Genomic DNA, 23381 nt, shown 5'->3' with positions numbered 1-23381 from the left:
CGATTTTTGACACGCTGTTGAGTTCTCAAGAATCGGACACACACCATCAACCACCTCAACGAGGAGGCCTCCGGGGCAACCCTTCAAACTTACCCGCCTCGATGCGCTGGTCCAAATCGGCGCCGGCTCCGAGGAGCAGACCCAACCGGCCACGCCAGACACGCGGGCTTCCACGTCGATCAGACCGAACCAGCGGTCCTTCTCTCTGTGGCGCCAACCCCGGGACCGGCCTACTTCGCGAGCGAAGTTTCGCTCAGCGGTGGCGTCCGGTGCTCCCTGTCGGGCTGACGAAGAGAACGTTACAGGGCATCCCCCGAGATCTCATAATCGGGCCTCCGGACCCCCTCCCGAGGCCCTCCACGGAGCCGTCCGGAGGCCCGTCCGGACACGCGTGACGAGCCCACGGAGAGCCCACCGAGAGCTCCACCGAGAGCCCCACCGAGACACCGGAGAGCACCCCGGAGGAGAGCCGCCGTGAGTCGGCTGGTCAGCCGAGCCGGGCGAGGTCCACGGTCCAGACCGGGTTGCCCGGCAGGACCTTGACCCGCTCGCCGCTCGCAAAGCGCGTCGACGGCTGGAGGAGGGGGACGAACGGGCTGCGCTGGTTCATCGCGAGCTGCCAGACGGCATACGCCCCCGCCCGGTTGTCACCCACCGACGAACGCGCCGCCTCGGTGAGGTCGTCGACGAGCGTGTCGGTGCCACGGGCCCACCCGGCGCGCGACCCCACGAGCTCGCCCGGCGCGAAGGCGAGGTAGTTCTCGGGATCCGGGTAGTCGGGGTTCCAGCTCCACAGGCTGAACGCGGTGCGTCCGCTGCGGTAGGCGGCGACCGCCTCGGCCGCGGGCGCCGGGTTGAGCTGCACCTTGATGCCGACCTGCGCCAGCTGCGCACGCACGGCCACCGCCAGGGCGCTCGTCGGGATGCCCTGAATGGGCAGGTCGGCGGCATACGACAGGGGGATCGGCTGGCCCTTGTAGCCGGAGCGACGCAGCGCCGCCCTGGCCGCGGCGAGATCGCGCTGGGGCACGACGGGCAGCGTCACCACGGGCGTGGGTATGCCGTCCGCCCCGGTCGTGAGGATGCCGTCGGGCGTCGCCGTGGTCCCGGACGAGGACGGGGCCGGCGTGACCGAGGTCGTCGACGTCGTGGGCGTCGGGGTCCCGGTGCCGTCGGTGCCGTCAGTGGGGGCGGGCGAGGGCGCGAGGTCCTCGAGGGCACCGACGATGCCGGCGGGGATGAGACCCGCCGCGGGCATGGACCCGGGCGCGGCAGCCCTGCCGAGCGCCTCACGGTCGAGGCCGCGGCGAACCGCCTCGGTGAAGTCGGGGTCGGCGGTCCACGGGTTGAGGGCCTTGTCGCGCCCGAGGGCGAGGTAGACGAGCGAGCTCGACCGCATCGTCGTCACCGTGACGGCCGACCGTTGCGGCCGGCCGGTGGCTGCATCGGCCTGGCTCGGCGAGAGGTCGAGCACGAGGTCGGCACTGCCGGACCCGATGGCGGCCAGCTGCCGCCGCGCGTCGAGGTTGCGCACGACGATCTCGGGGAAGGCAGGGGTCGGCCCCGACCACATCGGGTTGGCCGCGAGCCGCACCTCGGAGGTGCCGCTGACGCTCTTGATGACGTAGGGGCCCGAGCCCGCCGAGTGCTGCGAGAGGTAGGAGCTCGCCTCGTCACCGGGGCCGATAGTGCCGCCGTGCGCCTTGACCGCCGTCGCATTGAGGATGCCGAAGGCCGGGTTGGCGAGGATCGCGGGCAGGGCGAAGTTCGAGCCGGGAGAGCTGAGCGTGAAGGTGCGGTCGTCGACCTTGACCGCCGAGACGGTGCCGAGGATCGAGCCGGCCGGACCGGACAGCCCTCGCGCGCGCTGGAGGGTGAAGAGGACGTCGTCGGTCGTCACCGGTGTGCCGTCGGAGAAGACGAGGCCCTTGCGCAGCCGCAGCGTCAGCCACCGGCCCTCGGGGGACAGGGTGTACTCGGCCATCCCGGGCACGACCTTGGTCGGGTCGTCGGGGTCGAGCGTCGTCAGGGTCTCGTAGAGCGCGTGCGTCAGCATCGCCCCGCTGCGGTCGAACTGCCGCGTCGGGTCGAGCGTCGTGTGGTCGAAGACGGCCCCGACGACGAGCGGCGCGACCGCGGTCGTCGGCGCCGCGGTGGGGGTCGTGCTCGCGGTTGTGCCTCGCGTGGGGGCGGGCGTCGCGGTGCTCGTCGTGCATGCGGCACCCGAGGCCAGCGCGAGCACGCCGAGGGCCGCCACCGCGGTGGGGCGGACGAGACGTCGACGCATGGACTTCCTTCGGGGCGCCCGGACCGGAGACCGGACCCGGGACTTCGGCGGGCACGGAGAGCACGGTGGCAGGTGGCACCGACGGCAACCCGGAGCACCCCTGTCCGTGGTCGGAAGTCTAGCCGCCGGAGGCCGCCGCGGCGCCCGCCTGCTCGGCCGCCGGCGCGAGCACGAGATAGGCCTGCGCCACGAGCACGACCCCGATGGCCACCCACTTGCCCGTGGGCAGCTCCACCCCGTAGCGCCAGCGGTCGATGAGGACGAGCCCGACCTGGAGCATGACGACCCAGCCCATCGTCACGAGAGCCAGCTCGGCGTACCTCAGCGACGACGCATACACCCAGAAGAGGACGAGGAAGGCGCCTGCGCCGAGCACGAGCGCCCGCACGCTGCCGTTCTCGGCCCACTCCTTGGCGAGGACCGCCCCGAGCAGGTCGAGCCCCGCGAGGCAGACCATGGCGACCGTCGCGACGACCGGCACGGGCCAGGCATCTGGTGCCTTGATCAGCGGGAAGACGTCGGTGACGCTCATGGGTCGTCCTTCGGGGAACGGGCCCGCTCGAGCCACGGACCCCTACGCCTCAGAGGGCGCCGGTCCCGCCGCTGATACCCCTCAGGCCTGGCCGCCCTCGAACCAGGCGACGAGCGCGGGGTCGAGCGCCGGCACGTCGACCGCGCCACCGCCGGTGCGCAGCGACGTCGTCGCCGAGGCCCCGGCCGCCACGGCCTCACGCGCCGCGACGGGCGAGGTCATCGTCGGGCCGCCTTCGCGGGCGAAGCGGACGAACTCGGCGATGAGCAGCGGGTCGGCGCCGCCGTGACCCGTCGTGTCGGCCGCCGGGATCTCGATGACCTCGTCGGCGTCGTCGCGGTAGGTGTCGGTGCGGCGGGTCCACACCTTGACGAGCGCGCCGGGGCCGTCGCCGAAGTTCTCGAGCCGGCCCTTCGTGCCGATCACGGTGTAGTTGCGCCAGTAGTCCGGCGTGAAGTGGCACTGCTGGTAGCTGGCGAGCACCCCGCCCTCGAGGACGAGGTTCGCCATCGAGATGTCCTCGATGTCGACGACCGGGTTGAGCTCTCGCTGCTCGGTGGGCGGCCAGTTGTCGAGGGAGTACCAGTCGGCCATCCGCCGGTCGGAGTTGTCGCGGTGGTCGGTGACGTCGCCGTAGACCGCGAGGGCGCCGACCGCGCTGACCCGCCGCGTGTAGGCGCCGGCGAGCCAGTGGATGACGTCGATGTCGTGGGCGCCCTTCTGCAGCAGCAGACCCGTCGTGTTGCGCCGGTCGGCGTGCCAGTCCTTGAAGTAGTAGTCGCCACCCGCCGAGACGAAGTGCCGGCACCAGACCGCCTTGACCTCGCCGATCGTTCCCGCCTCGATGACGTCGCGCATCGCCCGGACGACCGGCATGTGCCGCATGTTGTGCCCGACGTAGAGGCGCGTGCCCGTGCGGTGCGCGGCCTCGAGCACCCGGTCGGCGTCGGCGACGCTCGTCGCGAGCGGCTTCTCGACGAACGTCGGTATGCCGGCCTCCAGGGTGCGCACGGCGTGCTCGGCGTGCGCGTGGTCGGGCGTCAGGACGAGCACCGCGTCGATGTCGGCGCGCACGTCGGGAGCGAGCAGCTCCTCGACACCGTCGACGAGGCGTACGCCGTCGATGCGCTCCGCGGCGTCCGCGCGGCCCCGCTCGGCCGGGTCGCAGACGACCGTGACGCGGCTGCCCTCACCGGGACGGTGGGCGTACCTCGCGAGGCTGGCGCGCAGGCCGAAGCCGATGATCGCGATGCGGAGGTCCGGCTGGTCGGTCTGGTCGGTCATGGGTGGGGCACCTTCCGGGTGGTGGTGGTTCGAGGGTCTCAGCCCTTGGAGCCGCTGAACGCGATCCCCTGGATGAACTGCTTCTGGAGCACGACGAAGAGGAGGAGCACCGGCAGCGTGGCGAGCACCGAACCTGCCATGAGCGTCGTCGTGTCGACGGAGAACTGGCCGATGAGCGAGGCGAGCCCGACCGACAGCGGCATCTTCGTCGGGTCGTTGTTGACCACGAGGGGCCACATGAGGTCGTTCCACGACCAGAGCACGTCGAGCACGGCGAGCGCGATGAGGCCCGGCTTGGCGAGCGGCAGCATGATCCGGGTGAAGATCTGCCAGTGGTTCGCGCCGTCGAGCTTGGCGGCCTCCTCGAGCTCGCGCGGCAGGCTGAGGAAGAACTGGCGCAGCAGGAACGTGCCGAAGGCGCTGAAGAGGCCGGGGACGATGAGCGCCTGGAGCGAGTTGAGCCAGCCGAGGCCCGACACGATCTCGTACTGCGGCAGCAGGAAGAGCTGGCTCGGGACCATGAGGACCGAGAGGAAGAGGCCGAAGAGCAGGCCCCGGCCGCGGAACTCGAAGCGCGCGAAGGCATAACCGGCCATCGAGCACAGCACGAGCTGGCCGAGCACCCGCCCGAGCGTCTGGATCGTGCTGTTCCAGAACATCTGGCCGAAGGGGAGCGTGTCGAAGACGTCGCCGTAGTTGCTCCACCGGGGCGAGCGGGGAAAGACCGTCGGCGGCACGGTCAGCGTCTCGCCGAGGGTCTTGAGGGAGGTCATGACCTCCCAGAAGAACGGGCGGATCATGACGACCGAGCCGAGGATGAGGACGGCGTGCACGCCGAGGTGGTTGCGGCGCAGACGCTTTCGCCCCCGCGCGCGAGGGAGCCGGGTCGCGAGCTCAGACATAGTGCACCCACTTCTTCTGGAGCCGGAACTGCAGGGCGGTCACCGCGACGATGACGACGAGGATGACGAGGGCGATCGCAGCGGCATACCCCTGCTGGTTCTCGACGAAGCCCCGCTGGTAGAACTGCGCGACGATCGTCTCGGTCTGCGGGTAGGCCGGGTTCGTCGGCCCGGTCATGACGAAGATGAGGTCGAACGTCTGCAGCGCGCCGATGACGGCGAGCACCGAGATGAAGAAGACGCTCGGGCTGATCTGCGGGAGCGTGATCGACCAGAACTGCCGGATGCGGCCCGCGCCGTCGAGCGCGGCCGCCTCGTAGAGGTCCTTCGGCACGCCCTGGATCGCGGCGAGGAAGATGACGATCTGCGTGCCCAGGCTGAGCCAGATGCCAACTGCGGCAATGGCATACAGCGCCGTCGCGGGATTGGAGAGCCAGTTCGTGCCTTCGATGCCGACGAGACCGAGCAGGGCGTTGATGACGCCGACGTCGCCGTTGTAGAGCGTGCGCCAGATGAGGCCGACCGCTGCCGGCATCGTCACCACGGGCAGGAAGAAGAGGACGCGGTAGATCCGCACCCCCCGCAGGCCCTCGGTGCTGAGCAACGCCGCGATGACGAGCGCGACGGGGATGCCGAGCAGGGCGACGACCGTGAACTTCAGGGTGTTGAGCATCGTCCCCCACAGCCGCGCGTCGCCGAACAGCTCGCGGTAGTTGGCGAGCCCGACGAACTCCGACCCGCCGAACGGCCCGGTCTCCGTGAAGGAGATGAGCAGCGTGCGCATGACCGGCCACAGGTAGAAGACGACGAGACCGAGCAGGGTCGGGAGGATGAAGACCGCCGCCCAGAAGAGGTCGTTGCGCCGCATCCGCGACATGCCGCGACCGGTTCCGCCGGATCGACCGGATAGACCGGGCCGGCGGCCGGGGGCCGGGGTGTCGCCCCGGCTCCCCGACCCCGACGGGGCGCCGCCGGGCGCGGTCGCGCCGACGGATCCCGACGCCTGCTCCCTACCGGTGAGCACGCCCGCCACGGTCACTTCTCCTTGGCGAGCGCCGCGTTCATCTGCGTGGCGAGGTCCTTGAGGCCCGTCGCCGCGTCGGCCTCGCCGTTCCACACCTTCGTGAGGAGGTCGGTCTGGAGGGTCGTCCACGCCTTGGTGTTCTTCGACGCCGGGTAGGGCACGGCGGTCGCGACCTCGTCGACGTAGGCCTTGAGGTTGAACTGCGGCATCGCCTTGACCCACGCCTCCTGGGTGCCCTCGTAGGCGGGGATGACCGCGCCGGCGTCGGCCTGGATCTGCGCGGCGCGCTCTCCGCCGAGGAAGCCGACGAACTTCTGCGCGGCGTCCTGGTGCTTCGTCTTGGCGTAGATGACGTTGCCGAGGCCGTGGATGACCGAGACCTGGCCCTTGGGCCCGGCGGGGACCGGCGCGACGTTCACGGCGTCCTTGAGCTCGGGGACGCCGTTGTACTCGACCGCGGCCCACGAGCCGTTCCAGTACATCGCGACCTTGCCGGCCTTGAACATGTCGCCGGGGCTCGTGTCGGTCATCTGCTGGACCGTCGGCGACGCCCCGTCCTTGACGAGCGAGGTCCAGAACTCGATGCCCTGGAGCGCCTCGGGGGAGTCGAAGCCGCTCTTGGTGCCGGCGGCGTCGATGACCTGGCCACCGGCCGAGGGGATCGTGTCGTAGAAGCCGGCCTGGTCCTCGACGGGTGCCGCGGCCCCGTAGACGCCCTTGGTCTTGTCGGTGAGTGCCCGCGCCGTGGACTGGAAGTCCGCCCAGGTCCAGTCGTCCTTGGGGTAGGCGAGCTTCTTCGCGTCGAAGAGCGCCTTGTTGTACCAGACGCCGATCGTGTCGAAGTCCTTCGGGATGCCGTACCTCTTGCCGTCGTAGGTGTAGAGGTCGACGAGGGCCTCGGGGTACTTCGCGAGGTCGAGCTTGGCGCGGCTGATCGTCTGGTCGAGGGGCAGCAGCTGCTGGTTCGCGGCGTACAGCTTGACGTTGGGGCCGTTCATCCAGAAGACGTCGGGGGCGCCACCGCCGGCGGCGGCCGTCTGCAGGGTCGTGAAGTACTGCTTGAACGGCGTCACCTGGATCTTGACCGTGACGTTCGGGTTCGCGGCGTGGAACTCGTCGGCGATCTTCTGCATGGCCGGCATCTGGTTCTTGTCCCAGATGCCGTAGGAGATCGTGACCGGCCCCGACTCGGGCTGGGCGTCGGCCGTGGCGCCGCCGGTGGACTGGCCGCACGCGGCGAGGCCGAGCACGAGCAGCGGGGTGAGCACGGCCGTGGCGGCCAGCGTGGACGTTCTGCGCATTCGCGACTCCTTGGGTGGGGGGTCCGCGGCTGGCGGGAGGCCGCTGCGGTCCGGTGCACGTCATCGGGCAACCCAAGCCTGATCGCTCGTTTGTGCTTGGGCGGGACTACAATCGATCACATTCGATCACCTGTCAATCCGTAGGACAGGTCGGATCCAGACCCGGGACAGGCCTGCAGAGCAGACCGCCGCGGGTCCATGTGTGTTGCCCGGAGGCATCCCTGACGGCGTGGGGCGTCGCGCCCGGAGGTCCGCCATGCGGACTCCCCGAGGGGGGGCCTCAGCCCGCCAGGACCTCGCGGAGGCGCTGCGAGACCGGCCACGCGACGTCGCTCCGGTTGGCCAGGACCGACCACGTCAGGTCCCGCGACGGCTCGTGCCGGGTCACCGCCGAGACGCCGGCGTCGTAGCCGTTGAGCACCACCCCGTCACCCGTCCCGTCGAGCCAGACACCGAGGCCGTAGCGCCGGCCGTCGTCCATGACGTCGGTGCGCGGGCGCAGCATCTCGGCGACCCAGGGCGGGTCGACGATGCGACCGCCGAGGAACGCGTCCCACAGCGCGTGGAGGTCGTCGGCCGTCATGTACATCCCACCGTCACCGCTGCCACGGACGGGAAGGTGCAGCACGTTGGTGCGCAGCCCGACGGCGTCGAGGTAGCCGAGCGCAGCGCGCCCCGGCAGCTCGTCGGAGCGGAGGTATGCCGTGTCGACCGTCCCGGCGCGGGCGCAGACTCGCTCCTCGACCGCCTCGTGGAAGCTCGTGCCGGTCAGCCGTTCCACGACGAGGGCGAGCACGACGAAGCCGCTGTTGCAGTACGAGAAGCGTTCTCCCGCAGCGAACTTCGCCGGTCGTCCGCGGAGGGCCGGCAGGTAGCCCTCGGTCGTGGCGAGACGGTGCACCGGCAGGGTCATGACGTAGTCGGAGGCGTCGAGGTCGGCGTCCTGGTCGAGGTAGTCTCCGATGCCCGAACGGTGGGAGAGCAGGTGCTCGATCGTGACGTCCTCCCCGATGTCGGGCAGGTCGTCGCCGACGACCGCGCGCACAGGGGTCTCGAGGGCGACGCGACCCTCGGCCACGAGGCTCACCACGGTGAGCGCGGTCAGGCCCTTGCAGACGCTGGCGGTCCCGAACTGCGTGTCGAGCGTGTTGGGCAGGTCGTGGGCACGGTCGGCGAGACCGTGTGCCGAGGCGTGCACGACCTCGCCGGCGAGGTCGACGCGGACGACACCCGAGAAGCCGTGCTCGCGCACGACATCGGCGACCGCGGCGTCGAGGTCCACGGCGCGCGCCCGGTCAGGCCCCGACGTAGGCGGCGAGGTGCTCGCCGGTCAGCGTGGGGCGGTCGGCGACGAGGTCGGCCGGTGTCCCCTCGAAGACGACGTTGCCGCCGTCGTGACCGGCCCCCGGTCCGAGGTCGATGATCCAGTCGGCGTGCGCCATGACCGCCTGGTGGTGCTCGATGACGAGCACCGACTTGCCCGACTCGACGAGCCGGTCGAGCAGGCCGAGCAGGTTCTCGACGTCGGCGAGGTGCAGGCCGGTCGTCGGCTCGTCGAGGACGTAGACGTCGCCCTTCTCGGCCATCTGGGTGGCCAGCTTGAGGCGCTGGCGCTCCCCGCCGGACAGCGTCGTGAGCGGCTGGCCGAGCGTGAGGTAGCCGAGGCCGACGTCGGCGAGCCGCTCGAGGATCGTGTGGGCGGCAGGGGTGCGCGCCTCGCCTGCGTCGAAGAAGTCGAGCGCCTCGGCCACCGGCAGTGCGAGGACGTCGGCGATGTTGCGCCCGCCGAGCTCGTACTCGAGCACCGCGGCCTGGAAGCGCCGGCCCTCGCACTCCTCACACGTCGACTCGACCGTCGCCATGACGCCGAGCTCGGTGTAGATGACGCCGGCGCCGTTGCAGGCCGGGCAGGCCCCCTCGGAGTTGGAGCTGAAGAGCGCGGGCTTGACGCCGTTGGCCTTGGCGAAGGCCTTGCGGATCGGCTCGAGCAGTCCGGTGTAGGTCGCGGGGTTGCTCCGGCGCGAGCCGCGGATGGCACCCTGGTCGACGACGACGACACCGTCGCGCTTGGCGACGGACCCGTGGATGAGCGAGCTCTTGCCCGACCCGGCGACCCCGGTGACGACGCAGAGCACCCCGAGCGGGATGTCGACGTCGACGTCGCGCAGGTTGTGGGTCGACGCGCCGCGGACCTGCAGCGCCCCGGTCGCCTGGCGCAGCGAGGCCTTGAGGTTGACCCGGTCGTCGAGGTGGTGGCCCGTCGTCGTGTCGCTCTTGCGCAGTCCCTCGACGGTGCCCTCGAAGACGACCTCACCGCCCGCGGTGCCCGCGCCCGGGCCGAGGTCGACGACGTGGTCGGCGATGGCGATCGTCTCGGGCTTGTGCTCGACGACGAGGACGGTGTTGCCCTTGTCGCGCAGCTGGAGCAGCAGCTGGTTCATCCGCGCGATGTCGTGGGGGTGGAGCCCGATCGTCGGTTCGTCGAAGACGTAGGTGACGTCGGTGAGCGACGAGCCGAGGTGACGGATCATCTTGGTGCGCTGGGCCTCACCACCCGACAGCGTGCCCGCGGGCCGGTCGAGCGAGAGGTAGCCGAGTCCGATCTCGGCGAAGGAGTCGAGCAGGTGCTGCAGCCCCCGCAGGAGCGGTGCGACCGACGGGTCGTCGACGTCGCGGAGCCACTCGGCGAGGTCGCTGATCTGCATGGTGCACAGCTCGGCGATGTTCTTGCCCTTGATCTTCGAGCTCAGCGCCTCCTGCGACAGTCGCGTGCCCTTGCACTCGGGGCAGGTCGTGAACGTGACCGCCCGCTCGACGAAGCGGCGCACGTGCGGCTGCATCGCGTCGAGGTCCTTGGACAGCATCGACTTCTGCACCTTCGACAGGACGCCCTCGTAGGTGAGGTTGACGCCCTCGACCTTGATCTTCTCGGGCTGTCCGTAGAGCAGCTTCTGGAGCTGGCGCTCGGTGAACCTGCCGACCGGCTTGTCCATGGGCAGTCCGGCGCCGCTGAAGATCCGGCCGTACCACCCGTCCATGCTGTAGCCGGGGACGAGCAGCGCGCCGTCGGCGAGCGACTTGCTCTCGTCGTAGATCGCGGTGAGGTCGAAGTCGTTGACCGACCCCATCCCCTCGCAGCGCGCGCACATGCCGCCCTGGTAGACCGCCTCGCGGACGATCGAGGTCTCCTGGCGGTTGCCCTTGTCGGTCTTCATGACGCCGCTCGCGACCCGCGTCGGCACGTTGAAGGCGAAGGCGGTCGGCGGCCCGATGTGGGGGGTCCCGATGCGGGAGAAGAGGATCCGCAGCATCGCGTTGGCGTCGGTCGCGGTGCCGACCGTCGAGCGCGGGTTGGCACCCATCCGCTCCTGGTCGACGATGATGGCCGTCGTCAGGCCGTCGAGGTAGTCGACGTCGGGGCGCGCGAGCGACGGCATGAAGCCCTGGACGAAGGCGCTGTAGGTCTCGTTGATCATCCGCTGCGACTCGGCGGCGATGGTCGCGAAGACGAGCGAGCTCTTGCCCGAGCCGGAGACGCCGGTGAACGCCGTGAGCCGGCGCTTCGGCAGGTCGAGGCTGACGTCCTTGAGGTTGTTCTCGCGCGCGCCCTGGACGCGGATCATGTCGTGGACGTCGGCCGGGTGGGACCCGGCGGAGGGGCGCGACGCGGTCTTCGCAGCGGTGCTCTTCGACTCCATGCGACGTACGCTACGGCCCCGCGCCCACCCCGGGCCTCCCGATTCCCGACGACCTCACGCGTGACCGAGCGGCCCTCGACCGGGAGAGAGGGCGTATGCCGTCAGGGGAGGAGGTCGTCGAGGTAGAGCGGGAGCATCGCCCACCACGTCGGCCAGTCGTGGTCGTAGGCCGTGCCCCAGTCGTCGACGCGGTTGGGGATGCCCTTGCTGCCGAGGAGGTGCGCGACGGCACGGGACTCGCCGACGTCCTCCCAGCGGCCGCTGCCCGAGGCGAGCACGATCATCCGCGTGCGTAGAACGTCGAGCGCCGGACCCTCGAGACCGGGCAGGAAGCGCAGCGGCGAGCTGAAGTAGAGGTCGTCGTTGACGTGCCCGCCGAGGAACTGCTCGATGGCGTAGGTGCCGCTCATGCACACGGCCGACTGCACGAGCTCGGGGTAGCGGCACGTGATGGCGAGGGCGTTGAAGGCGCCGATCGAGGCGCCCGCGACGGTGACCGGGATCGGCTGGCCGCCGAGGTCGGAGTGGATCGCCGGGATGACCTCGCGGGCGATCGCCTCGTGGAAGCCGTTGAAGAGGGCGAGCTGGTGGTCGGGCGTGCCGCGCCCCTCGGCCAGGGCCCGCCCCGCGACGCTGTCGACGGAGTAGACCTTGGCTCGGCCGGCCGCGATGAGCGGCTCGAGGTGCGCGATCATCTTGTGCCGCTCGACCTCCTCCGCGTCACCCCCCGCGGTCGGGAAGAGCAGCACGGGCGCGCCGTAGGAGCCCCACCTCGCGACGCTGATGTCCTGGCCCAGACGGTCGGAGTACCACCGGTCGGTGACCTTCATGGGTGACCTGCCTTCTCACTTGCGCTCGTCACTCGTAGACGAACTTCTGGGGTCCGGGGAAGAGCCACGCGAGTCCGTCACCGAGACGGTCGCGCCAGTTCTCCCAGTTGTGGCCGTCGCGCGACTCCGTGTAGCGCACCGTCATGCCGGCATGGCGGAAGACCGGGACCATCGACCGGTTCGGGGTGATGAGCGGCTCGTAGACGCCGCACGACATGAAGAGGCGGTCGACGACCGCCGACGGCTTCTCGCGGAAGCGGTTGACGAACTTCACGACCGGGTCGAAGGCCGGGCCGCCGCCGTGGTCGAAGCCGATGTCGGTGAAGACGAGCGAGGCGGACTGGAGCATGAGCGAGCCGAAGAAGCCGGGGTAGCGCACCGCCGTCGACAGCGACGCGATGCCGCCGAAGGAGCTGCCCATGAGGCAGCGCGCCTCCGGGGTGTCGATGAGGGGGAGTCGCTCGGTGAGCAGCGGCACGAGCTCGCGCGCGATGAACCGGGCGTGCGGCGCGTGGTTGGGGTACTCCTTGAGCCGGTCCCGAGGCGGCACGAAGACCGCGACGAGCGGGTCGACGTCGAGCCGGTGGATGAGGTTGTCGAGGACGGTCTTCATCGCGGCGAACTGGAGGTAGTCGGTGCCGTCGTGGACGACGAGGAGCGGATAGCGCTGCGCCCGGTTGAAGCGCGCCGGCAGGTAGATCTGCACCGGCTGGTCGCGCCGCAGGGCCTTGCTGTGGACCTGCTCCTCGACGAGGGTGCCGGGGCGGGCCTCGGGGTCGTGGGCGACCCAGTCGGGCACGCGGTAGCCGATGGCCGCGCACACCGACGACGACCCCATCGGGCTGTGCGCCAGGCGCGGGTTGAGCGGGTCGTTGAAGCGCTCGTAGTGGTCGCCCTTGCGGATCTCGATCTGGTACTCGACCCGCGACCCCTCGGGCAGCACGGTCGTGACGGCCCAGAGGTCGGACTCGCCGATCCGCTTGAGCGGCAGGGGATCCGGCAGGCCGACGACGCGGTGGCGCACCCACACCTCGTCGACGTCGCCCCGGTAGAGGAAGGTCGCGCGCTCGCCCTCGATGATCGGGCACCCGTAGCGCTCGACGAAGCGGTCGATCGTCGGGCCGTCGAGCGGCAGTCGCTCGCGGAGGCGGTTGACGGCGAGGCGTTCCATGGCGCTCACGCGACCCCCACCACCGAGACGTGACCGGTGCGGTCGATGACGCGCGCACCGACCGGCAGCTCGGTCGCGCCGTCGGGGAAGCGCACGACGGCCCCGTCGTCGAGCAGGAGCAGCCGGTGCTCGGCGAAGCGCCGGGCCAGCACCGACATGCGCTCGTGGTCGTCGAGGAGCAGCCGCCTCTTGGCGTGCGGCAGCGCGACGATCCCGGGCAGCCGACCCAGCCCCCGGTCGTGGAGCTCGGCCGCGGCGACGCCGTGGGGCGTGAAGTCGTGGAAGAGCACGACCTCGTCGGTCAGGGCCATCGCACCGGCCGACCACGCGACCACGGACTGCTCCGGCCGGAGGGTGACGTCGAAGACGCGCAGCGTGCGCAGCAGGGTGCGCACGTTGCCACCCGCGATGACGACCGCTTCGCACTCGTCGAGGAGCGCACCGATCTCGCCCCGGTGCCAGCCGATGGTGCCGCTCTCGTCGAGCGGCGCGGTGGCGCGGACCGAGCCGTAGAGCTCCTCGAGCTCGGCGGCATACCACCGGTCGACCTCGCGCACGGCCTCCATCGCGGACTCCTCGGCGATGGGGCCGACGGCGTGGATCGAGGTCCGGTGCGCGACGGCGTGCACGGCGTCGATCGCCGCCTGGAGCCGTATGCCGTAGAAGGCGCGCAGCTCGTCCATCCGGTCGCGGAACGCGACCGCCGCCGCCGCGAAGTGCTGGTCCTTGGCCAGCACGTCCATCATCCGGTGGTGCAGGCGCAGGTTGACGCCGCGCCCGTCGAGGTGGCCGGCGAGCTCGGCGTCGTCGGACTCGCGCTCCTCCCAGCCGGAGTTGACCATGGCGATGCGGCCGGTCACGCCGAGGGAGCGCACGGTGGCGCCCACGGTCGTCGTGAACCGCTGGGGGCCGAGCAGGATCGTCGTCGACATCAGGACAGGGCTCAACCGCGCTCAGCCCGCGTGCACGTGGATCGTGCGGCCGACGTCGTCGAGCATGGCGCGCGCCGTGTCGAAGTCGGGGTGGCGCAGTCGCACCCACGCGTTGGCCATGTAGCCGGCCTCGACGCCCTGGGTGCCGTGCCCGACCGGCGGGAAGTGGCCGTCGATGACCCACTCGCCGTAGCGCGACTGGATCTCGTCGATGCCGGTGTAGCCGGTGATCGACCCGTCGTGGTCGGGGCGGAGCGCGACGATGCCGGCGGCATACGTGCGCTGCATCTGGCGCTCGGGCGCGCGGTGGGTGATGACGTGCGCCCACTCGCGGTAGACGTCGACCTCGTTGGCCGCGGAGTAGACGTCCCAGGCGCCGACACCCGGGGGGCGGGCGCCGATCTCGCTGAACTTCAGGCCCTTGGGGCCATAGAACCACTCCATGTGCGTGGCCGACGTCTCGATGCCGAGCGCCTCGATGACGCGGCGCCCGAGCTCACGCACCTCGGTGTAGAAGGCGTTGCCCGGCTCGTCGATGCGGTTCGTCGTGATGAACTGCGGGGAGATCCAGCGCTGGCGCATCGCCTCGAGGACGTTGGGGTAGTAGTGCGTCGCCCAGTCGTGCACGACCCGGCCGTCGAGGCTGATCGTGTCGTAGAAGCCCTCGTGACCTTCGACGAACTCCTCGACGGCGATCGAGCTCGCACCCTCGCGGGCGTAGCCCTGGAGCGCCTGCTCGAGCTCGTGGTCGGAGTCGACGCGCACCGTGCCCTGCGCGCCGGCGCCCGCGCGCGGCTTGAGGATGAGCGGGTAGCCCTCGCGCTCGGCGAACGCGCGCGCCTCGGCGGCCGAGTCGACGGCCGCGCTCGCCGCGGTGGGCACGCCCGCCTGGCGCAGCGCCTCCTTCATCGACGGCTTGTCGCGGCACAGCCAGGTCGTGCGGACGCTCGTGCCGGGGATGCCGCACGCCTCGCGGACCTGCGCCGCCGGCATCGTGTGCGCCTCGACGGTCGCCTCGAGCGCGTCGATCCAGACCTTGTCCTGGAAGTAGCGGACCGCCTCGACCATCTGGTCGACGTTCGTCACCGAGCCGACGCGGTAGTAGCCGCGGAGCGCGCCCAGCACCTCGTCGCCGAGGTGCGCCTCGTCGGACTCACCGATGCCGTAGACGTTCGCGCCCACCGAGGCGAGCGCGTGCACGAAGCGACGCTGGTTCGCCGGGAACGACGGCTCCACGAAGATGATGTTCACGGCGTCGACGCTATCGGTCCACCGGGGGGCCCGCCACGGACGGCCACTCGCCCCGTGTGCCGCCGCGCGGGTCGCGGGGCAAAAGCGAGCACCGGGGGCTGATCGGGACGAGACTGGTGGTGCCGCACCTCGGGCAGCACCTCACCCCTTACGGAGGAAGCCATGTCGAGCACCGTCCCGAACGCAGCGTCACCCGACCCGACCGACCCCGCACCCGACGCACCGAGGACGCGCCGCGAGGCCGCCGCGACGTGGGCGTCCCCGGCCACCTCGTCCGGATGGTCGGGCGCCCTCATCGCCATGGGCATCCTGTCCGTCATCCTCGGCATCATGGTGCTCGTCTGGCCCAAGGCGACCCTGCTCATCGTGGCCATCATGTTCGGGCTGCAGCTCATCGTCGCCGGGGCCGTCCGCCTGTCGGTGACGCGCGACCTGCCGAGCGACCCTGGCTGGCTCAAGCCCGTCTCCATCGGGCTCGGCGTGCTCTCGATCATCGCCGGCATCATCTGCCTCTTCCGACCCGGCACCTCGCTCGCCGTCATCGCCATCTTCATCGCGATCGGCTGGATCGCCGAGGGCATCGCCGCGCTCGTCCAGGGCTTCGGCTCCGACCGGACGACCGGCACCCGCGTCTTCCTCATCGTCAGCGGCGTCGTCTCGATCCTCGGCGGCCTCGTCGTCGCGATCTTCCCGGGCTCGTCGCTCGTCGTGCTCACCCGCATCGCCGGCATCGCGCTCATCGTCATCGGCATCGTCGAGCTCGTCGCGGCCTTCATGGCGCGCCGGGCCGCCGGCAGCAGCAGCACCCCGGCGCCGGCCACCGCCTGACCCGCTCGCGCCACCGGACGGCACACGACAGCGTGGAGGTTCGCACCCCGTCCGAGGGGTACGAACCTCCACGACGTCGGTCGGCTCAGGACGGCTGCGGCAGGTCCTCGAACTCGTAGACCCGGCGGACCTCGACCGACACCTCGTCGAAGAGCGAGGCGAACCTCCCGGCCAGCTCGAGCGCCTGCTCCTTGCTCTCGACGTTGACGAGGGCGAAGCCGCCGATGACCTCGCGCGCCTCGCTGAACGGGCCGTCGGTCACCGTGACGCCGGCGCCCTCGGTCTTGCGGAGGATCGCGCCGTCCTTGCTCTGCGTCACGCCCTCGGCGGCGAGCAGGATGCCCGACTCGGCGTACTCCGACATGAGCGCGCCCATCGCGTCCTGGAACTCCTGGCTCGGGTTCCAGGCCTCGGGGCGGGACTCGTCGATCTTGTGGATCATGAGGTAGCGCATCGGTCTCTCCTTGCGTCTCGTGCCGGGTCCGTCCCAGCCTCCACCACGACGTCGAACGGGGGCGACCCGACTCGACACTTCGATCCTCGAAAGATCGGTCAGAGCCAGCCACGCTCCTGGGCCACGCGGGCGGCCTCGGCGCGCGTCGACGTGCCGGTCTTGCCGATGGCCGCGCTGAGGTGGTTGCGAACCGTGCCCGGCGACAGGTGGACGACCCCGGCGATGGCGGCGACGGTGCCACCGCGCAGCGCGACCCCGAGCACCTCGCGCTCGCGCTCGGTCAAGGGGTTGGCTCCGTCGACGAGCGACTCGGTGGCGAGTGACGGGTCGACGACGCGGAGCCCGGCGTGCACGCGCCGCACAGCCTCGGCGAGCTGGCGGGCCGGAGTGTCCTTGACGACGAACCCGGACGCGCCGGCCTCGAGCGCCCGACGCAGGTAGCCCGGGCGGCCGAAGGTCGTGACGACGAGCGTGCGTACGCCGGGGAGCGCGTCGCGCACGGCGGCCGCGGCGGCGATGCCGTCGACGCCCGGCATCTCGATGTCGAGGAGGCAGACGTCGGCGGCCGAGGCACGTGCGGCGTCGACGACCTCGTCACCGCGCCCCACCTCGGCCACGACCTCGAGGTCGGGCTCGAGCGCGAGCAGCGCCGCGAGCGCCCCACGCACCAGGGCCTGGTCGTCGGCGAGCAGCACCTTGATCGTCGTGCTCACAGCACCACCTCCAGCACGGTCCCGTGGCCCTCGGGGCCCGTCTCGATCGAGAGCCGACCTCCCGCGGCCTCGACCCTCTCACGCAGGCCGCGTATGCCGTTCCCCTCCGGCCGCTCGCCGAGGCCGCGACCGTCGTCGCGGACGGTCAGACGGTTCGACTCGAGCTCGACCCAGCAGGCGTCGGCGTCGCTGTGGCGCACGACGTTGGTCGTCGCCTCGCGCAGCACCCAGGCGAGGACCGTGCGGTGGCGGGGGTCGACCGCGCTCGGGTCGTCGGGCACGTGGCCCTCGATGCCGGCGCCGGCGAGCGCCGTCCGCGCCGAGGCCAGCTCGTCACCGAGGCGGGCCACCCGCAGGCCCCCGACGGTCGCCCGGATCTCGGCGAGCGCCTGACGGCTCAGGGCCTGGATCTCGGCGAGCTCGCCCTTGGCCCGCTCGGGGTCGAGGTCGACGAGACGCTCGGCCAGCTCGGCCTTGACCGTGACGACGGTGAGCGAGTGACCGAGCACGTCGTGGACGTCGCGGGCCACGCGCTCGCGCTCCTCGACGATGGCGAGGTCGCGCGAGATCCGCTCGTAGTCCTCACCCCGGTCGGTCATGAGCCGGACCGCCCCGGTCATCGCACCGACGGCGAAGACGATGATGGCCACGACCCAGGTGCCCTCGTCGGGGTCGACGAAGACCGCGACCGCCGTCGCGATCGCCACGCACGCGATGCCCAGGGCGATCGACCACGCGAGCGGCAGCGCGAACATCCCGAACGACACGACGAAGGGCAGGAAGCCGAGGCTGCCGGCGCCGATGAGTGGAACCAGCCCGACCGCGCAGCCGGCCAGCACGAGCAGGTAGCCGACACCCCGACGCTGCGTCGGCGCGCACCTCCGGTGCAGGCGCTGGAGGTGCTGCGCGCCGAGGCCGTAGACGACGGCGAAGGTCAGCACGAGCGCCAGCCCGAGCACGACCTGCCAGGCCGGCAGACCGCTCGAGACGATCGCGATGACGGGGAAGACGAGGAAGACCAGCCACACCGACTGGACGACCCAGCCGAAGCGCTCCCACGGGTTGCGCCCCGGCGCCGGGTCGGTGGCCGGGCCACCCGGGGCGCCCGGGACGCCGGAGACCGACGCCCGCTGGGTCACTGGCGCTCCCGGCCGCGGCGCACGAGGAGCACGGCGGCGGTCCCGAAGATCGCGAGCCAGGCGAGCACGTTGACGATCGGCACCCACAGCGGGTCCTGCGACCCGTCGGGCAGGTAGCCCTCGGTGAGCGGATAGCGCGCCAGGGCGGCGTACCCGTAGAGCGGCGTGAACTTCGCGAAGGCCAGCAGGGCCCCGGACAGCGGGATGAAGACGTTGCCGAGGAAGGCGAAGATCACCATGGTGCCGCTCGCGGCGCCGACCGCGGCCTCGGAGCGGAACGCCGTGCCGACGAGCAGGCCGTAGACGGCGAAGACGGCGGACCCGACGAGGCAGAGCACCGCGCTGAGCACCCAGGCCTGCGCCGAACCGCGAGCGCCGGTCGCAGCACCGAGGGCGAAGGTCAGCAGGATCGGCACGGCCGCCACGGTCATGGCGATGAGCGCCTTCATGGCGATGTAGGACGAGTCGGCGAGCGGCGTGAGCCCGAGCTGGCGCCCCCAGCCCTGCTGTCGCTCGACGGCCGCGTTGCCGCCGATGCTCGTCGTCGCGGTGACGGCGCCGTAGGCGGCCATGCTGATCATGACGTACATCGCGACGTTGCCGTTGCCGATGGTGGCGTCCTTGGCGTCGACCGTCGCGCCGAAGATGAGGTAGAAGAAGGCGGGCAGCACGGCGGTGAAGAACATGCCCGCCCAGTCGCGCGTGATCCGGCGCATCTCGAGCAGCGTGAAGGTGGCGTTCATCGGACGAGCTCCTCGTCGGGGGTCGTGGCGTCGCGGGCGTCCCGGGCGTCGCCGGTGTCACGGGCGTCACGGGCGTCGCGGCCGTCACCGGTCAGGGTCATGAAGGCCTGCTCGAGGCCGGCGGTGACGATCTCGAGGTCGGTGCCGCCGAGCTCGAGCAGGAGCAGCCGGGCGACGGTGTCGGAGTCGCCGGCCGTGACGACGACCCGGTTGCCGCGCTCCTCGACCTGGTGCACGCCGCCGACCGTCCGCAGCCTCGCGACGGACTCGGCGACCGAGCCCGGCGGCAGCGTCGCGGAGACGGTGCGTCCGCTCGCCTGCGACCGGATCTCGGCCGTCGTGCCGTCGGCGACGATGCGGCCGCCGGCGATGAGGACGATGCGGTCGGCGAAGGCGTCGGCCTCCTCGAGGTAGTGCGTGGCGAAGACGACGGTGCGGCCCGCGCTGGCGTCGGCGTGCATCGTGTCCCAGAAGTCGCGCCGGGCCGTGACGTCCATGCCCGCCGTCGGCTCGTCGAGGACGAGCAGCCGGGGGTCGGGCAGGAGCGCCAGGGCGAAGCGCAGCCGCTGCTGCTCGCCGCCCGAGCACTTGGAGACGCGGCGGTCGGCGAGCGACCTCAGCCCGGCACGGTCGATGACCTCGTCGACCGGGGAGTGGACGGCATACGTCGACGCGATCATCCGGACCGTCTCGCGGACGGTGAGGTCGCGCAGGAGCCCGCCCGTCTGGAGGACGGCGGACACGTGCCCGCCGACGACGGCCTCGCGAGGACGCCGGCCGAAGACCTCGGCCGTGCCGCTCGTCGGCTCGGTGAGGCCGAGCACCATGTCGAGGGTCGTCGTCTTGCCGGCACCGTTGGGTCCGAGGAAGGCGACGACCTCGCCGGGCTCGATGCGCAGGTCGATGCCGTCGACGGCACGGACCTCGGCATCCTGGGACCCGCGTCGGGAAGGGAAGCTCTTGATGAGCGAACGCAGCTCGATCGCCGGCGCCCCCGAGGCGCCGTCGACCGGACGAGGTGTGGTGGTCATGACCCAACTCTCCCGCTCGGCGATGCTCCGCGTCAGCAGCAGGCGTCACGTCCTGCGCGTGACAGGTGTCACGGGGCGCCGGACCGGACAGACTGACCCCATGGCCGACTTCGAGGTGCACCTCGACTCCCCCCTGCCCGCACCCGAGGCGTGGCGGCGGATCCTCGACCTGCGCGCGCACACGGCCGTCATCCCGCTCACGACCGTGACGGGCGAGGCGATGGGCGCGAGCGAGCTCGTCGAGGGGTCGCGCTTCGTCGCGCGGACGGGCGTCGGGCCGGTGGGTTTCGACGACGTCATGGTCGTGCAGTCGGTGGTCCAGCCGACGACACATTCGGCCGGGAGCGCCCGGATCCGCAAGGAGGGCAAGGTCGTCCGCGGACGCATCGACCTGCTCGTGACGCCCACGGCCGCCGGGTCGACGGTCCGGTGGACGCAGCACATCGGGGTGCGAGGCGTGCCCACGCTCCTCGACCCCGTCGTCGCGAAGGTCGCCGGGGCGGCATACGGCTCCACCCTCCGCAAGCTGCTCGCGCGCGGCTGAGGGGAGCGCGGCGGTCAGCGCCAGCCGAGCTCCGGAGCGACGTGCGTCAGGAGGCTCTCGATGACGTGGGCGTTGTAGTCGACGCCGAGCTGGTTGGGCACGGTGAGGAGCAGCGTGTCGGCGGCGGCGATCGCCTCGTCCTCCGCGAGGTCACGGACGAGCTGGTCGGGCTCACCGGCGTACGTCTTGCCGAAGCGGGCGGTCCCGCCGTCGATGTGTCCGACCTGGTCCTGGCTCGCCGACTCGCGGCCGAAGTACGCGCGGTCCCAGTCGTCGACGATGGGGAAGACGCTGCGGCTCACGGAGACTCGCGGCTCCCGCTCGTGCCCCGCCGCCGTCCACGCGTCGCGGAAGCGCTGGATCTGCTCGGCCTGCAGCTGGTGGAAGGGCACGCCGGTGTCCTCGGTGAGGAGGGTCGAGCTCATGAGGTTCATCCCCTGCTCGGCCGTCCACTCGGCGGTGGCCCGGCTGCCGGCGCCCCACCAGATGCGGTCGCGCAGCCCCGGCGCGTGCGGCTCGATGCGGAGCAGCCCCGGCGGGTTGGGGAACATCGGGCGCGGGTTCGGCTCGGCGAAGCCCCGGCCGGACAGGACGTCGAGGAAGACCTCGGTGTGCTGGCGGGCCATCGCGGCGTGGTCGCCGTCGGTGGGCTCGTAGCCGAAATAGCGGAAGCCGTCGACGACCTGCTCGGGTGACCCACGGCTGATGCCGAGCTGGAGCCGCCCTCCGGAGATGAGGTCGGCGGACCCTGCGTCCTCGGCCATGTAGAGCGGGTTCTCGTAGCGCATGTCGATGACGCCGGTCCCGATCTCGATCCGGCTCGTGCGCGCCCCGACCGCGGCGAGCAGCGGGAACGGCGACGCGAGCTGGCGTGCGAAGTGGTGGATCCGGAAGTAGGCGCCGTCCGCGCCGAGCTCCTCGGCGGCCACCGCGAGGTCGATGGACTGGAGCAGGGCGTCCGACGCCGACTGCGTGCCCGAGTGCGGCGACGGGTTCCAGTGCCCGAACGAGAGGAATCCGATGTTCTTCACGTGCGGTCAACAACGGCGGCGCCCGTGCTCTTCCCACCGCCGCACGCCCGCCGGCGCCGGGTGACCGACAATCCGGATCGCCCTCTCGCGCCGAACCACGAGTCATGACGCGCCTACGATTTGCCCTCAGCGGGATCCTCGCCGCGGTTGCCGGGATCGCTGCCGGCCACCTCGTCGCGGGCTTCCTCGCCCCCGCATCCTCGCCGGTGCTCGCCATCGGGTCGACCGTGATCGACCTGACCCCCACGCCCGTCAAGGAATGGGCGATCGCGACCTTCGGCACGAACGACAAGCTGATCCTCCAGGGGTCGGTGCTCGTCGTGACGCTCGTCCTCGCCGCTGTGGCCGGCCTGCTCGCCCGCCGCCGGATGCCCGTCGCCGTCGGCTTCATCGTGCTGCTCACCGGCCTCGCCGGCGCCGCCGCGCTGCTGCGGCCCGCGGCCCGCCCGCTCGACGCGCTGCCCGCCGTTGCCGCGATGGCGGCCGGTGTCGCCACGCTCGTCTGGCTCGCCCGTCTCGCCCGGACCGCCTCGGGCGACGTCGTCCGGGAGACCACCGGCCCCCGGGACGCGGTCATGACGAACGCCACCGGGCCCGACAGCTCGACGGCCGGCTCGAAGGCCGGACGCCGAGGCTTCCTCTTCGGCGCACTCGGCGTCACGGCCCTCGCCGCGCTCGCCGCCGTCGGCGGCCAGCTGCGCGCCGGCGCCCAGTCGGTCAAGAAGGTCGTCCTGCCCGCCGCCGCCGACAAGGTCAAGGCGCTGCCGAAGGGGCTCGAGACGACCGTCTCCGGCATCTCACCACTGCGCACCCCGACCGACAAGTTCTACCGCGTCGACACCAACCTCGTCGTGCCCCAGGTCGACGTCGACACGTGGACGCTCGAGGTCGACGGCATGGTCGAGAAGCCCTTCACGATGACCTTCGCCGAGCTCGCCGCCATGCCGCTCATCGAGCGCGACATCACCATGACGTGCGTCTCCAACGAGGTCGGCGGCGGCTACATCGGCTCCGCCCGCTGGCTCGGCGTCAAGCTGACCGACGTCCTCGACCGGGCCGGCATCACCGGCAGCCCCGACCAGGTGCTGAGCACCGCCGTGGACGGCTTCACCATCAGCACCCCGCTGGCCGTCGTCCGCGACGGACGCGACGCGATGATCGCCATCGGCATGAACGGCGCCCAGCTCAGCGACACCCACGGCTTCCCCGCGCGCCTCATCACGCCCGGCCTCTACGGCTTCGTCGGCGCGACGAAGTGGCTGACCAAGCTCACCCTGACGACGTATGCCGCCGACCAGTCCTACTGGACGAAGCGGCAGTGGGCGACGGACGCCCCGATCAAGACGAGCGCGCGCATCGACACGCCCGCGCCCCTGTCGACGATCAAGGCCGGCACGACCGCCATTGCCGGCGTCGCCTGGGCCCAGCACCGCGGCGTCGGCACGGTCGAGGTCAAGATCGACGACGGCCAGTGGCAGAAGACCAAGCTCGGCCCCGACGTCGGCATCGACTACTGGCGCCAGTGGTACCTCCCGTGGGACGCCAAGCCCGGACTGCACCGCATCGCGGTGCGCGCGACCGACCTCGAGGGGCAGGCGCAGATCACCGAACGCGCCACGCCGTTCCCCAGCGGGTCGAGCGGCATCCAGGAGGTGGTGGTGACCGTCGCGTGAACGCATACGGCCA

21 protein-coding genes are annotated in these 23381 nt (G+C 71.5%); 3 read left to right on the top strand and 18 right to left on the bottom strand.

Translation table 11 applies throughout. The annotated features are described in order from the left end of the window. Positions 1–487: 487 nt before the first annotated feature. The 12 genes from ASH01_RS21095 to ASH01_RS21040 form a co-directional block, all read right to left on the bottom strand. Positions 488–2287, bottom strand: a complete 1800-nt coding sequence (locus ASH01_RS21095) for an ABC transporter substrate-binding protein (protein WP_082620064.1) — start codon at positions 2285–2287, stop codon at positions 488–490. A gap of 118 nt (positions 2288–2405) precedes the next feature. Beyond that, complete coding sequence (locus ASH01_RS21090) at positions 2406–2819, bottom strand: hypothetical protein (protein ID WP_056780846.1); 414 nt, start codon at positions 2817–2819, stop codon at positions 2406–2408. Positions 2820–2900: 81 nt separating this feature from the next. After that, a complete protein-coding gene (locus tag ASH01_RS21085) occupies positions 2901–4103 on the bottom strand; it encodes a Gfo/Idh/MocA family protein (protein WP_056780843.1) in 1203 nt (400 codons plus the stop codon). A 38-nt stretch (positions 4104–4141) separates the two neighbouring features. After that, positions 4142–5005: a carbohydrate ABC transporter permease gene (locus ASH01_RS21080; protein WP_056780842.1), complete on the bottom strand. Its 864-nt coding sequence runs from the start codon at positions 5003–5005 to the stop codon at positions 4142–4144. Next, a complete protein-coding gene (locus ASH01_RS21075) occupies positions 4998–5882 on the bottom strand; it encodes a carbohydrate ABC transporter permease (protein WP_056780839.1) in 885 nt (294 codons plus the stop codon). Before ASH01_RS21075 ends, ASH01_RS21080 begins: the two co-directional genes overlap by 8 nt. A 158-nt stretch (positions 5883–6040) precedes the next feature. Continuing rightward, on the bottom strand, positions 6041–7330 hold the full coding sequence (locus tag ASH01_RS21070) for an ABC transporter substrate-binding protein (RefSeq protein ID WP_056780836.1): 1290 nt from the start codon (positions 7328–7330) through the stop codon (positions 6041–6043). Positions 7331–7610: 280 nt separating this feature from the next. After that, on the bottom strand, positions 7611–8612 hold the full coding sequence (locus ASH01_RS21065) for a serine hydrolase domain-containing protein (RefSeq protein WP_056780833.1): 1002 nt from the start codon (positions 8610–8612) through the stop codon (positions 7611–7613). Positions 8613–8625: 13 nt separating this feature from the next. Continuing rightward, complete coding sequence (locus ASH01_RS21060) at positions 8626–11028, bottom strand: ATP-binding cassette domain-containing protein (protein ID WP_056780830.1); 2403 nt, start codon at positions 11026–11028, stop codon at positions 8626–8628. A 101-nt stretch (positions 11029–11129) separates the two neighbouring features. Next, complete coding sequence (locus tag ASH01_RS21055) at positions 11130–11858, bottom strand: esterase family protein (protein WP_056780827.1); 729 nt, start codon at positions 11856–11858, stop codon at positions 11130–11132. 28 nt (positions 11859–11886) lie between these two features. Continuing rightward, positions 11887–13029 (bottom strand): alpha/beta hydrolase-fold protein, encoded by a 1143-nt coding sequence (locus ASH01_RS21050; RefSeq protein WP_056780932.1) that lies wholly within the window; start codon positions 13027–13029, stop codon positions 11887–11889. Positions 13030–13034: 5 nt separating this feature from the next. Beyond that, a complete protein-coding gene (locus tag ASH01_RS21045; protein WP_056780825.1) occupies positions 13035–13961 on the bottom strand; it encodes a hypothetical protein in 927 nt (308 codons plus the stop codon). A 21-nt stretch (positions 13962–13982) separates the two neighbouring features. Further along, a complete protein-coding gene (locus ASH01_RS21040) occupies positions 13983–15212 on the bottom strand; it encodes an ATP-grasp domain-containing protein (protein WP_056780823.1) in 1230 nt (409 codons plus the stop codon). 162 nt (positions 15213–15374) lie between these two features. On the opposite strand from ASH01_RS21040, the gene ASH01_RS21035 reads away from it, so the two are divergent. Continuing rightward, positions 15375–16040 carry an HdeD family acid-resistance protein gene (locus tag ASH01_RS21035; protein ID WP_056780821.1) on the top strand — a complete coding sequence of 222 codons (666 nt, stop codon included), beginning with the start codon at positions 15375–15377 and terminating at the stop codon, positions 16038–16040. Between the two features lie 85 nt (positions 16041–16125). Here ASH01_RS21035 and ASH01_RS21030 read toward each other — a convergent pair whose 3' ends face one another. The 5 genes from ASH01_RS21030 to ASH01_RS21010 form a co-directional block, all read right to left on the bottom strand. Next, positions 16126–16494: a YciI family protein gene (locus ASH01_RS21030; RefSeq protein ID WP_082620062.1), complete on the bottom strand. Its 369-nt coding sequence runs from the start codon at positions 16492–16494 to the stop codon at positions 16126–16128. 98 nt (positions 16495–16592) lie between these two features. Beyond that, the gene (locus ASH01_RS21025) at positions 16593–17207 is read right to left on the bottom strand and encodes a response regulator transcription factor (protein ID WP_056780819.1); all 615 of its coding nucleotides are present in this window, start codon (positions 17205–17207) and stop codon (positions 16593–16595) included. After that, positions 17204–18346: a sensor histidine kinase gene (locus ASH01_RS21020; protein ID WP_056780816.1), complete on the bottom strand. Its 1143-nt coding sequence runs from the start codon at positions 18344–18346 to the stop codon at positions 17204–17206. Before ASH01_RS21020 ends, ASH01_RS21025 begins: the two co-directional genes overlap by 4 nt. Further along, positions 18343–19089: an ABC transporter permease gene (locus ASH01_RS21015; protein ID WP_056780814.1), complete on the bottom strand. Its 747-nt coding sequence runs from the start codon at positions 19087–19089 to the stop codon at positions 18343–18345. Before ASH01_RS21015 ends, ASH01_RS21020 begins: the two co-directional genes overlap by 4 nt. Further along, the gene (locus ASH01_RS21010; RefSeq protein ID WP_056780811.1) at positions 19086–20120 is read right to left on the bottom strand and encodes an ABC transporter ATP-binding protein; all 1035 of its coding nucleotides are present in this window, start codon (positions 20118–20120) and stop codon (positions 19086–19088) included. The genes ASH01_RS21015 and ASH01_RS21010 overlap by 4 nt, the downstream gene beginning before the upstream one ends. Between ASH01_RS21010 and ASH01_RS21005 the strand changes: the two genes are divergently transcribed. Beyond that, positions 20119–20664: an SRPBCC family protein gene (locus tag ASH01_RS21005; protein ID WP_235509687.1), complete on the top strand. Its 546-nt coding sequence runs from the start codon at positions 20119–20121 to the stop codon at positions 20662–20664. The genes ASH01_RS21010 and ASH01_RS21005 overlap by 2 nt on opposite strands. A gap of 14 nt (positions 20665–20678) precedes the next feature. On the opposite strand, the gene ASH01_RS21000 is transcribed toward ASH01_RS21005, so the two are convergent. After that, the gene (locus ASH01_RS21000) at positions 20679–21695 is read right to left on the bottom strand and encodes an LLM class flavin-dependent oxidoreductase (protein ID WP_056780808.1); all 1017 of its coding nucleotides are present in this window, start codon (positions 21693–21695) and stop codon (positions 20679–20681) included. 104 nt (positions 21696–21799) lie between these two features. On the opposite strand from ASH01_RS21000, the gene ASH01_RS20995 reads away from it, so the two are divergent. After that, positions 21800–23368 (top strand): molybdopterin-dependent oxidoreductase, encoded by a 1569-nt coding sequence (locus tag ASH01_RS20995; RefSeq protein WP_056780804.1) that lies wholly within the window; start codon positions 21800–21802, stop codon positions 23366–23368. Positions 23369–23381: the final 13 nt, after the last annotated feature.

This window comes from Terrabacter sp. Soil811 (assembly GCF_001429655.1).
Classification (GTDB): domain Bacteria; phylum Actinomycetota; class Actinomycetes; order Actinomycetales; family Dermatophilaceae; genus Terrabacter.
Note: the sequence above shows the minus strand (reverse complement) of the source record. Positions and strands in the feature narration are given on the sequence as shown.